The sequence below is a fragment of the Prosthecobacter sp. genome (genome assembly GCF_044378005.1).
Taxonomy (GTDB): domain Bacteria; phylum Verrucomicrobiota; class Verrucomicrobiia; order Verrucomicrobiales; family Verrucomicrobiaceae; genus Prosthecobacter.
In genome coordinates, this window is record NZ_JBILYB010000066.1 from 18,562 (window position 1) to 31,572 (window position 13,011).

General features: G+C 61.3%; 5 protein-coding genes. All 5 read left to right on the top strand.

Features of this window, described 5'->3' with window-relative positions; translation table 11 throughout:
* The first annotated feature begins 23 nt into the window (after window positions 1-23).
* On the top strand, window positions 24-7,739 hold the full coding sequence (locus tag AC6FTP_RS14025) for a DUF1800 family protein (RefSeq protein ID WP_497207540.1): 7,716 nt from the start codon (window positions 24-26) through the stop codon (window positions 7,737-7,739).
* A 56-nt stretch (window positions 7,740-7,795) separates the two neighbouring features.
* On the top strand, window positions 7,796-9,568 hold the full coding sequence (locus tag AC6FTP_RS14030) for a DUF1501 domain-containing protein (protein ID WP_497207541.1): 1,773 nt from the start codon (window positions 7,796-7,798) through the stop codon (window positions 9,566-9,568).
* Window positions 9,569-9,657: 89 nt separating this feature from the next.
* On the top strand, window positions 9,658-10,032 hold the full coding sequence (locus tag AC6FTP_RS14035; protein ID WP_497207542.1) for a type II toxin-antitoxin system RelE family toxin: 375 nt from the start codon (window positions 9,658-9,660) through the stop codon (window positions 10,030-10,032).
* A complete protein-coding gene (locus tag AC6FTP_RS14040) occupies window positions 10,029-11,447 on the top strand; it encodes a dihydrolipoyl dehydrogenase family protein (protein WP_497207543.1) in 1,419 nt (472 codons plus the stop codon). Before AC6FTP_RS14035 ends, AC6FTP_RS14040 begins: the two co-directional genes overlap by 4 nt.
* Window positions 11,448-11,490: 43 nt before the next feature.
* Window positions 11,491-13,011 (top strand): arginine--tRNA ligase (gene argS / locus AC6FTP_RS14045; RefSeq protein ID WP_497207544.1); only part of this gene is annotated, 1,521 nt, incomplete at its 3' end.

Below are 13,011 nucleotides of genomic sequence, written 5' to 3' on the forward strand. Positions count from 1 at the left end.
CATTTGCTACTGCATCTGAGACCATGCACTCGATCCTACGCACACTTCTTTCTTCCGCTTCAGCACTTCTGCTTTTGCTGTTCACGTCCAGCGCCCAGGCCATCGTGGATGACTATTCGAGCGGTCCTGGTCAGACCCCCGCAGATGGTCTCGACGATCTCTGGCAGGCTGTGTACGGTGGTTGGGGTCTCTTGCCAGACGGAGATGAAGACTTTGATGGCTGCCCCAATCTTGTCGAGTGCATCGCTGGCAGTGATCCGCGTAAGGCAAATGACTGTCTTAAAGTCGGAAACATGATCATCGGTGGAACGAATATCATCATGAATTTCGAGGCCAAGAAGGGAAAGGAATACCAGCTTTGGCAGTCCAGCAGCCCTGGTGGTCCGCCCCCAGGCGAACCTGGCAGCCAGTGGAGCGAATCTGCAGGCATCAGCAAAATCGCCATCGCGGATGGCCCCGACAGTCTGGTCTTCCCCAAACCTCCGGCCACAGAGTATCGATTCTACCGCATCGAATCAAAAGATCACGATGCCGACAATGACGGCGTCTCCGACTGGGCGGAGGCCAAGCTCGGGACCGATGTCGCCTCGAATGCCTCTGGTGGTGCTGCGAGTGACCTCGAAACCATGAAGTCACTCCTCAGTCTCACGGCCAGCCCAGGCGTCGCCGAGGCTTATGAAAAAGAGGGCACCCACGCCACCATCCAACTTCGCCGTACCTACGGCACCATGCCACTCACCGTCGAACTGGCTGGCTTGCCAGGAACTTCTGATGTCACCAAAAGCAACGCCAGTGCGGGGGACTACATTTTCAAAAACCTTGCTGGCTCTGCTACCAATAGCGTCACCCTTCCCGCAAACGAAGGCACCACTGTCCCATACACCGTGGCCCGAGTCGCTGCTGCTCCTGACGCTGTGGAAGAAGTGCCCGAGATGCTCAAAGTCAGCATCGCCCTACCCGGAGCTCCCGCAGGCATCGCCGTCCCATCTGCCACCATCAGCCTGAAAGACGCTGACCCGAACAACGCCGCCAATCGCAAGCTCTACGTCGCTTTCCTCGGGCGTGAAGAAGGCATCGTCTCCACCGCATCAGGTTACGCCACCGCTCTCCTCAATGGAGACAACACGAGCGCCTCGATCTCCGTCGTCTTTAACAACCTCAGTTCCGAGCAAAACACGGCCTACATCCGTTATGGCCCGGACCAGGACCTCGCGCCCGCCCTGCCGAATGGTCAGGTATCTGGTTTCAACTACAACGTCGTTTACAAGCCGGGCTTCATGTCGTCTGACCAGGGTTTTCTCGATGCCTTGGTTGGCGGCAGTCTTGGCTGCGCGATTAGCAGCGCCAATTTTTCCAACAAAGAAATCTTTGGCTACTTCAACAAGGCGGTCGGCTCGACCTCGTTTGACCCGAATAACGATGACCTTAAAGCTCCCGTCATCGGTGCAGGGTGGCAGCCACCCTCCGGCGACGCGTTGGAGCGGGAAATCTGGCGCTTCATGAACCAGGCCACGATGGGTGGCACGACGGCGCTTTATACCGAGATCCGCGCCGAGTGTGATGCGGCCATCGCTGGTGGCGGCACCTACATCGACGGCCTCTCTGCGTGGATGGACCGGCAGATGAATCCCGCGCTTACGCCTTCGATCAATTACCAACAACTCGTGGTGGCTGCGGACATGGAGGAATTCGCCTTGCGCGGGAACAAACCAATCAATTACAACAACGACCCGCTCCAGGCGGGTGGCACCGTTGGAGTCACCTATGTGAATGGAATGCCCGTGGCCAACAGCGGCAGCCCGAACACAAACGATCCCGGCGGCAACTACCCGCAAAATTCCCCCAACCGCCGCCGTGAATGGTGGACCATAGTACTCCAGAGCCAGGATCAGTTGCGCCAGCGAATGGCCCAGGCACTGAGCGAAATTTGCGTGATTTCCGAGCGCGACGCTGGCGTGCTCCAGTGGCACTACGGCGCGGCGAACTGGTGGGACATGCTTGCCCAAGGGGCTTTCGGCAAATACCGCGACCTGCTGGAAAAGGTGACGCTGAACCCAATGATGGGCATCTACCTCACCAGCATCGCCAATCGCGCCACTTATGACGCGGGCGGCGGCATCATCATCAGCCCGGATGAAAACTACGCGCGTGAAATCATGCAGCTCTTCTCCATCGGTCTGGTGCTTCGGCACCCCGATGGAAGCCTCATTCTGAGCAGCGAGGGCCTGCCCATCGCAACTTATGATAACAACGACATCTCCGAGATGGCGCGAGTCTTCACCGGCTTCTCGCACGGTGCACGCCACGGAACGGTCCGGGCAGGTATCAATGTCGGCTATGGCGGTGTCACCACCACAGACCAGCGCATCTCTCCCACGACTTATCCCAATGGCAGCGGGAACAACATCTGGTTCGGCAGACAGGACGGTCACTGGTACTGGCAGGCACCCTGGACGACACCCATGGTCGCCATCGGACGTCTGACTGCACCTGTCATCACGACGACCACAACTTTCCATGACTTCAATGCGAAGACGCTCTTTGCAGGCAAGCACGGGGAACTTCCGCTGCCGCTCACGAACATCACTGCGATGAGCGATGCCGTCACGCATACGAAGGCCATGGAGGAAGTCATCAAAGCCCACGACATGCTCGCCGGTCGCAGCAGCGACTCGACTTATCCGGCCTACGACGAGGTTTCTCCTTCACGTCCCGGTCACACAAACACGCCGATCAATATCTCCCGCTGGCTCATCCAGCGCCTCGTCACCTCAAACCCCTCCGCTGGCTACATCTACCGCGTGCAGAAAGCTTACCGTGACAGCAACGGCAACCTCGGTGCAGTGGCAAAGGCCATCCTGCTCGATTACGAGGCCCGCAGCCTCCAGCTCGCGGACACCGCCATCTCCCACGGCAAGATCAAGGAGCCGATGATCCACTTCGCGCACATCTTGCGCCAGTTTAAAGCCTACTCGGGGGCTCCGGTGAGCCTGCTTACCACGATGGAGACCGGCTTTTCTGAAACCGACGCGCCGATGGCGAAGTATCCCGCCACGGAACTCGCGAAATTTGGCTCCTACAATCTCTCCCCACCGGCTAAACCCGCCGCATGGCCTGACGGACCGTTCCGCTTCCGTATCGAATCGTTGCGTACGAATCTAGGTCAGTCGCCGCTTGATGCGCCTTCAGTCTTCAACTGGTTCTACCCTGACTTCACCGTGCCGGGCAAGCTTTCGCAGGCAGGCCTTTTTGCTCCAGAAATGCAGACTGCCACCGAGGCTGCCGAGGTATCCAAGATCAATCACCTCTACAACTACACCTGGATGACACTCGGGCCGATGAGCACTGCGCCGGGAGTCAGTGGAGCGGACTTCATTTTCCGCAATGGCAGCGCCACGCCGGCGGTGCGCTTCTCCACCAACGGTGGCTCCACGCTCCTCGGTTGGCCTGCGACGATCTTGCTGGACAGTACCAACTGGAACACCGGCATCACCGTCACGATGGTGGGCGTGAACAACCAGCATATCAGCCAGATGGCTTATAGTGGCGTGCGTTATGCCGTCACAGCCACCGCGCCGGGATACGGTGGTATCGCCGTGGCTCCCACACCGGTTAGCTTTGTCGAAAACGAGCCGAAGAATGATCAGCTCGTCGTCTCCGAGAGCAGCTCCGGCACCTGGGTGCATGAAGGTGGCGTCACGGATGTAATCAATATCCGCCTATCCTCGCCGTTGCCGCCGGGAGCGAGCGTGGAGGTGTCTTTTGCCACTGCGAATGGCGAGGCCAGCGTCTCTCCGGCAACGCTGACTTTCACGGATGCCAATTGGAGCGTGAACCAGCCCATCACCGTCGCGGCAGTCGAGGATACGGATGTGGAAAACATTGGCACCGCCAATGATCGCATCATCATCACGACCAGCAGCAGCACTTCGGCAAACTATCACGGCCTCGTCACCGCCGATGTGCCCGTCAATGTGAACGACAACGACGGCGGCATCGGCGTGGTCATTGCCGAAACCGACAGCTTCACCGATGTGGCGGAAACGTCTGCCAGTGTCATTTCCCCCGCTCTATCCGCCGGCATGGACAGCTACACCATCGCCCTCACCAGCGCCCCTACGGCGAATGTCACCGTCACTGTCACTGGAAACGGCGTGCAGGTGAATCAAACCGGCACCAGCACCACCTTTGGCACCACCTACACCCGCGTCTTCACCCCCACCACGAATCAGGCCGTCTCCGGCAGCACCGGCGGCTGGAATGTTCCCCAAACCGTCGTCGTGCGTGGCAACAACGATGCCACCGGCGAAGGCCCGCACTGGGGCCGAGTGGTTCACACCGTGGCCACTGCGGGCGGCTACACCGCAGGCATGCCCATCCCGCTCGTCACCTCGCATATCGCGGATGATGACGACAGCATCATTCTTCGCCACAGCGGCACGGAAACCCGTGTGATGGAAGGAGACTTCACCGACACCATCACCGTGGCCCTGCGCACGAATCCGAACGCGCCCGTCAGTGTCACGCTCAGCTCCCCACAGCTCAGCTTCAGCCCTTCCACCATCGTTTTCGTGCCCACCGGCGGCAGCGGCATCCTTTGGAACAGTCCGCAAACCGTCACCGTCACGGCGAATGACGATTTCCTCAATGAAGGCATCCTGATGGGCTTCACCTCCGACGCTCCGCCCCTCCCCGCCAGTGCCTCGGCGGCCTTCTCGAGCTTCAAGGTCACTGGTACCACCATCACGAATCCGGGTCACGGCTACGTCGGCGTGCCTGGGGTGTCTTTTGGCGCTCCTGCTGCTGCTGTCACAGGCACTGGCACCGCCATCCTCTCGGGAGATGGCGTGGCTTCTGTCACGTTGAGCAACATCGGCGCAGGCTACACTGCGGCTCCTTTGGTGACCTTCAGCGCTCCGACCTCCGGCACCACCGCCACCGGCGCGGCCACGGTGAATGCAAACGGCCAGTTGCAGTCCATCACGATCACAAATGCAGGTTCCGGCTACACCGCCGCGCCAACTGTCACCATCGCCGCGCCAGTCGCCCGCATCACCGCTACGGGCGTCGCCAAACTCACATCGGATGGCAAAATCGACTCCATCGTCATCACTCATCCCGGTTTGGGCTACACCTCGGCACCAAGCGTCACCATCACCGCCCCGCAGATCCCGCCTGTGGTCATCAATGCCATGTCGCAGAGCAGTGGCACGAACTACAACGGCACAACCGCACCCGTGCTGCCCGTCACCGTCATTGATAACGACGACTCCCGCATCGTGATCGCCGAAAGCGGCGGCAGCACCGTCGTGAATGAAAACGGCACCACGGACAGCTACACCATCGCCCTTGGCCGCAGGCCGGATGCAGGCAGCACCAGCACCGTCACACTGACGCCCAGCAGCACCGGCATCCAGGTCTCGCCCGCCGGCCCGTTCACCTTCACCGACGCGAATTGGAACACGCCGATTACGGTGACCGTCACCACGACGAATGACGCCACCGCCGAGCCGAATGGCGGCGTCGCCACCATCACGCACAACATCACCAGCACCGACCCGACCTACAACAGGGTCAATTCGCCCGTCGTCGTCGTCACCGTCGATGACAATGACCCAGCGCTGGCCGTCACACAGACGAATATCTTCACCCAGGTCAAAGAGGGCGGCTCCCCTGGCAATAGCGGCACGCCAAACGTCGGCGACACCTTCACTGTCGGCATGAACGGCCGCAATCCCGCCACCGGCACCACCGTGACCGTCACCCTCGTGCCAAACGGCCAGATCACCGTCTCTCCGGCCACGTTGACCTTCAGCAGCACCGCCACCGCCGCGCAAACTGTCACCGTCACCGCCGTGAACGACTCCGATGTCGAAAGCACCGTCCACAGCGGCGTCATCGGCTTCAATGTCGCCAGCACGGACAGCTACTTCAATGGCAGTTTCGTCCCGCCGGTGCTCGTGCAGGTCACGGACAACGATTCCGTCGGCGTCAGCATCGTGGAAGGCGGCGGCACCACCGCCACGACCGAAGGAAACGGAACGACGGACAGCTTCACCGTCGTCCTCACCCAGATGCCCACGGCCAATGTCGTGCTCGACTTCAATGGTGGCTCGCAAAGCCGCCTGAGCACCACCAGCACCGTCGGAGCCGCCACGACGGCCAGCTTGACCTTTACCTCGGCGAATTGGAATACCGCACAGACGCTTTGGACACTCCCCGTCGATGATACCAGCGCTGAGCTCCGCCACCTCACGCCGATCACCGTCAGCGTGAATGCCAGCTCAGCCGCCGAATACACCGCGCTGACTGTGCCGAGCGTCACGCACATCATCACGGACAACGACAACAACGCCGCCGCCAACGTCGTGCGCATTACTGAGAGTAGCGGCTTCACCAGCGTCACCGAAAGCACCACGACGGACACCTTCACCGTCGTCTTGAGCCAGCAGCCGACCTCAAACGTCACTGTGACCTTCACTGGCGACTCGCAGGTAGCGGTGAGCCCCAGCACGCTCACCTTCATTCCAGGCACCACCGGCTCCGGCACCTTCAATGTGGCCCAAACCGTCACCGTGCGTGCCATCGACGACGCCGTCATCGAACCCGCCATCCTGCACTGGGGCACGGTCACGGCCACCGTGGCCAGTGCGGACACCTTCTTCGATGGAAAGGCCGTCACGGCGGTCAATTCCACCGTTTATGACAACGACGGCTCCCGCGTGAGCGTCATCCAAAGCGGCGGTAGCACCCTCACGAACGAAAACGGCGTCACGGATACCTACACGCTCAGTTTGAGCCATGCGCCGACCTCTGACGTGGTCATCACCGCCACCGCGAATGCGCAGCTCAGCCTTTCCAGCAGCACCCTGACCTTCACGCCCGCCGATTGGGCACCGAAGACCCTCACCATCACCGCCGTCAACGACGCCGATGTCGAAGCCGTCACGCACAACGGCCTCATCACCCACAGCGTCACCAGCGCCGATCCGCTCTACCACAACGCCAGCATCGCCACACTCACCGTGCCCGTTTGGGACAACGACGTCGCCAGTGTGGACGTGACACACGTCGGCGGCACCGACACCGTCGTCACCGAAGGCGGCGCGCCCGATTCCATCCTGATCAAGCTCAACACCCAGCCGCCTACGGGCACGAATGTCACCCTCACGCTTTATCCGCCGATGGTCTTCATCCAGCCGCCGCAGATCGGCAAGAGCAACGGGTACTTCGTCAACGACCAGGGCGGCAGTAATCAGCGTGACAACATCGTCATCGACTACACCGAGAGCATCCTCCACTACCGCAGCACCTTCTACAGCACGCTCGCAGCGCTTTACGCCCCAGCCGCCATCCCCACGCCCTTCCCCACCACGCCCAGCGCTGCCGATAACATCAAGCTGCAAAAAGCCCACTGGGCTGCCAGCAAGGCCGTCGTCGATCAAATGGACCTCTGGTTCAACGGCGGCAGCATGAAGGCCAAATTCCCCGTCCTCGTCGAGCCGCACACCACGCCACCCAGCCCGCTGCCGCCCATCAATGCCCGCCAGGCCATCATTGAGGCCATCTACGCCCACAGCGGCGGCACCGACCTCCCCGCCACCAAGCGCTACACCGCCGAAGGCACTTACAACGCCAAAGTCCCCCCCACCGACACCTTCAATACCGACATCCGCGACCGCGTCCGCTGGTGTGGGTATCTCATGACCGTCGGCGCGCCTGGGCTGATCAGTCACTGATCCGTCGGAACGGCCCAAATAGTTCTACCCAGTCCAATTTCACACGCATCACCGCCATGAACATCTTCCTCCGCAAAACCGAAGACCGCTCCAAGCCCAATCGCCGCGACTTCCTCCTCCGCACCGGCTGTGCCTCCATGGGCCTCACCAGCCTCGTGAACACGATTTCGCAGTTCAAGCTCGTCGGCTCGGCGGCGGCGCAAAGCGCCGGCGAAGACTACAAAGCCCTCGTCTGCGTGTTCTTGAACGGCGGTGCAGATTCCAATAATTTCCTCATCCCCGCAGGCAGCTCGGCAGCACGTACCGACTACAATGCGGGGCGCGGTGTGCTGAACATACCGGACACACAGTTTGATTTCTCACCTGCCGCCAACAACGGCTATTTCAACGGCACCACCAACAACGACACCTCGCAGGTCACCACCCGCATAGCTCCGCTCAATGCAGGCCAGTTTGACCCCACCTCACGTCCGGGCTACACGCAGGGAAATCTGGCGCTGCATCCTGGTGCTTATCCGCTCAGGACGCTCTTCAATGACAGCAAGGATCTCGCCTTCTTTGCAAACATCGGCACCCTTGTGGGCACCCAGCAGATCACGCGTGCGAACTTCAACACGCTCCCTGCAAGCACGAAGCCCCCACAGCTCTTCTCCCACTCCGACCAGCAGGTGCAGTGGCAGTCATCCCTGCCAGACAGACCGTTCTCGCAGGGCTGGGGCGGGCGCATCGCCGAAATCGTCGCCGGCATGAACAGTGGCGACCTCGGCGTCAGCGTCAGCATCGCCGGAACGAACAGCTTTCAGATCGGCCTCACCGAGCAGCCTTACTTCATGAACACCAGCGGAGCGGTCAGCTCCCTCACCGGCTTCAGTGGCGGCACACCCAGCACCGCCTACGGCTCCGCTTTGCGCAACACTGCGCTCAACCCGCATTACCTCGGCGGAACCACGCCCGCCAATAAATACAGCCCGCTGGCTGGCATTGGCGGCCTCACCGCAGGTGATCCGCTCAGCGGCACCAACTACCAAAACTCCAGCGCTGGCTACCGCCTGCGTGCGCTCGAGCAGATCCTCGCCGCCTCGCATGAAAGCCTCTTTGATGAAACCTACGTCGGCGTCCCGCAAAGCGCCCGCAACACTGAAGGCCTCGTCGGCAACGCACTTGCCCAATCCGCCGCTCCCAATCCCACGCTCGACGCGCATTGGACCAACTGGTTCCCCGGCGGCTTTGGCCAGACGGACCTCAGCAACCAGCTCAAAGTCGTCGCACGTCTGATCGCAGGCCGCAGCGTGCTGAGCAACAAGCGCCAGATCTTCTTCGTGCAGATCGGCGGCTGGGACACCCACGTCTCGCAAATCCCCAGCCCTACCGGGCAGAACCAGGGGCAGTACAACCTCATTAACAACCTCTCCCGCAGCATCAAAGCCTTCTCCGATGCCATGAAAGCCATCGGCATGTGGAACAATGTGATGATGTTCACCGCCTCCGACTTCAACCGCACTTTCACCCCGAACAAGAGCGACCAGACCGGCGGTTCCGACCACGCCTGGGGTGGCCACAGCATCGTCGCTGGTGGTGCAGTCAAGGGAGGTAACATCTACGGACGTTTCCCCGATTTGACCGTCAATGGCGGCATCGACTGCACCGGCAACCGAGGCCGCTGGATCCCCACCACCGCTGTCGATCAAAAAGCAGCCATGATCGGCAAATGGTTCGGCCTGACCGACTCCCAGATCACCACCGTCTTCCCGAACATTCTTCGCTTCCAGCCCGATTTCAGTAACTCCACTTTGGTCGCGCGGAACCTCGACTTCATCAACTTCGGCTGATCATTTCGACCATTCCAAGGCCGGGGCACTCGCCTAGCCTCCAATTCCCCCGCGCTTGCGTTCTCCCACGCTGTCGCTACCCTCCGTCAATGCTCCAAATCGTCTTCAACGACATCAGCGCCGCTGAGCTCTCCCGCCTCCCGACTCAAATTCAGTTCCAGCTTCTGGAAGCCCTGAACATCCAGCCAGCGGACATCGACGACGCCATCCTCAGCAAGCGCTTCGGAGCCATTGAGCGTTCCGGCGGCAAAAAATTCCACCGCTGCCGTGCGGGCGACCATCGCATCTACTTCTCTGTCAAAGACGGCCACATCGTCGTCCATCGCGTCCTTCACAAAGGCACCTTCGCCGACTTCCTCTTCCGTAGCAATCTTCCCGGCGGGGGTGAAGACGAAGCCCTCAGCCAGTCCAAAGGATTCTGGCAGCTCATCGACGAAGGTGCGAAGACGCTCAAGATGGCATGAGCAATCCTAACTTTGACTTCATCGTCATCGGCGGCGGCAGTGCCGGTTACGCCGCCGCCCGCACCGCCCATTCTGAGGGCCTCCGTGTCGCCATCATCGACGGAGCGCCCGAGCTCGGCGGCCTCTGCATCCTCCGTGGTTGCATGCCCAGCAAGACACTCATCGAGTCCGCCGATCGCAATCTCACCATCCGCCGCGCCGCCGAGTTTGGCTTGAAAGCTCAAGCCCAGGGCGTGGACGTGACGGCCATCCGAGATCGCAAGCGCACCCTCATCACCGACTTCGCCAGCTACCGCCAGGGACAGCTCGAAGATGGCCGTTTCATCCTGCATCGCGCCCACGCCAGCTTCATCGACGCCCACACTCTTCAAGTGCTCCCGTGTGACGGCAGCGCCTGCTTCACCCTCACCGCGCGCAGCTTTTGCATCGCCACCGGCTCCGTCGCCAATATTCCACCCATCCCCGGCCTCGCCGAAACCGGCTGCTGGACCAGCGATGACATCCTCGACGCTGCCGAGCTGCCCGAGACCTTCGCCGTGCTCGGCGGCGGAGCCATCGCCCTCGAAATGGCGCATTACCTCGAAGGCATCGGCCGGAAAGTCACCCTCATCCAGCGCAGCGCCCAGTTCCTCACAGGCATCGACTCCGAGTGCAGCCGCGTCATCGTCGAGGCCTATGAAAAACGCGGCATCACCTGCCATCTCGGCACCAAGATCCACCGCGTCAGCTCGGCGAATGGCCGCAAGCAGCTCGACTACAGCCACGACGGCCAGGAGCGCAGCCTCGCCGTCGATCAGATCCTCGTCGCCATGGGGCGCGGCCCAGCGACCGCCGGGCTAGATTTGCACGCTGCCGACATCGCTCAGGCGGAGAAAAAGATTACCGTCCAGCCCACCATGCAGACCAGCCAGCCGCACATCTTCGCTGCTGGCGATGTGTGCAGCCCGCTCGATGTCGTCCACATCGCCATCCAGCAGGGAGAAATCGCCGCCCGCAATGCCGCCCGCCTCCTCCGTGGCGAATCCGCCAGCGAGCAGATGGACTATCGCCTGCTCCTCTTCGGCGTCTTCTCCCATCCTCAAGTCGCCGCCGTCGGAGCCAGTGAGGCCGACCTCACCCAGCGTGGCATCCCCCACGTCACCGCCAGCTATCCCTTCAACGACCACGGCAAAAGCATGTGCATGGGTGAAACAGAAGGCTTCGTGAAAATGATCGCCCACCGTGAAACCGGAGAAATCCTCGGTGCCACCTGCGTCGGCCCCCACGCCACCGAGCTCATCCACGAAGTGGTCATCGCCATGCACTACCGCTCCCGCGTGCAGGACTTCATGCTCATCCCGCATTACCACCCGACTTTGAGTGAGATCTGGACTTACCCTGCCGAGGAGTGCGCGGATCAGTGCGCAGCGGGTTAGTCTCCATTCGACATTCCGCATTCGTCATTCAAGATGCGCGCCCATGTTTCGCGCCGTCCTTACTGATCGTCTCCAAGCCGCCTTTTCCGCCGCTGGCATTGCTTTGCCAGAGGGCTTCACGCCTGCTGTCGTCATCGCCTCGGACACACGCTTTGGTGACTACCAGAGCAATGCGGCGATGACCCTCGCGAAGCAGCTCAAGACGAACCCGCGCGCGCTGGCACAGCAGATCGTGGACAAGCTCGCCGTGGATGACCTGATCGAAAAAGTCACCATCGACGGCCCAGGCTTCCTGAACATCACGCTCGCCGCCGGAGCCCTGGCGCAAAAGCTCACCGTCATCACGCAGGATGACAAAGTCGGCGTCCCGAGCGTGGCAGAGGCAAAGCGCATCGTCGTCGATTTCTCCGCGCCAAACATCGCCAAGCCGATGCACGTCGGCCACATCCGCAGCACCTTCATCGGCGACTCGCTGGCCCGTGTAGCTCGCTTCATCGGGCACACCGTCATCACCGACAACCACGTCGGCGACTGGGGCACGCAGTTCGGCATGATCATCCATGGCTGGAAGACGCAGCTCGACCATGAGGCGCTGAAAAAGGACCCCATTCACGAACTGGTGCGCACTTATAAGCTCATCAACGCCGCCGCCAAAGCTGACGAAGCCGTGCTCGCCCTCTGCAAAGGCGAACTCGTGAAACTCCAGCAGGGCGATGCCGACAACCTCGCCATCTGGAAGGAATGCGTCCGCCTCACCCTAGAGCAGCTCGAGAAGGTCTATGGCACTCTCGACATCAAGTTTGACCACTACCTCGGCGAAAGCTTCTACAACGACGCCCTCGCGCCGCTCGTGGAGGACATGCTCGACAAAGGCATCGCCCAGGAGAGCGATGGAGCCATCGTGGTGATGACCGATGGCAGTGTGAAGCCCGAGGAAGATCCCTTCCTCATCCGCGACAAAGACGAGTGGAAGGCCGCGCCCTGCATCATCCGCAAGACCGATGGCGGCTTCCTCTACGCCACCACCGACCTCGCCACGATCGACTACCGCGTGCGGGAGTGGAGCGCGGATCAAATCTGGTATGTCGTCGGCGCGCCGCAGCAGCTTCATTTCAGGCAGCTCTTCGCCGCCGCGAAACGTCGCGGCGTGACCACCGAGATGACACACATCGCCTTTGGCAGCATCCTCGGGCCCGATGGCAAGATGTTCAAAACCCGCAGCGGCGAAACCGTCGGCCTGCTGGAGGTCATTGAGGAAGCCATCGAGCGCGCCCGTGCCGCTGCCGATGAAAAAGAGCAAGGCCTCAGCGACTCCGAGAAGGACGAGATCGCCCGCATCATCGGCACCGGCTCCGTGAAGTATGCCGAACTTAGCCAGAACCGCCTCACCGACTACAAGTTCAGTTGGGACAAGATGCTGAGCCTGCAAGGCAACACCGCACCCTACCTGCTGAACGCCTACGTCCGCACCCGCAGCATCTTCAGAAAGCTCGAAGGAGCTGCCACGCTCACCGCCGATCTCGCCATCACCGAGCCCGCCGAGCGCGCCCTCGCCATGAAGCTC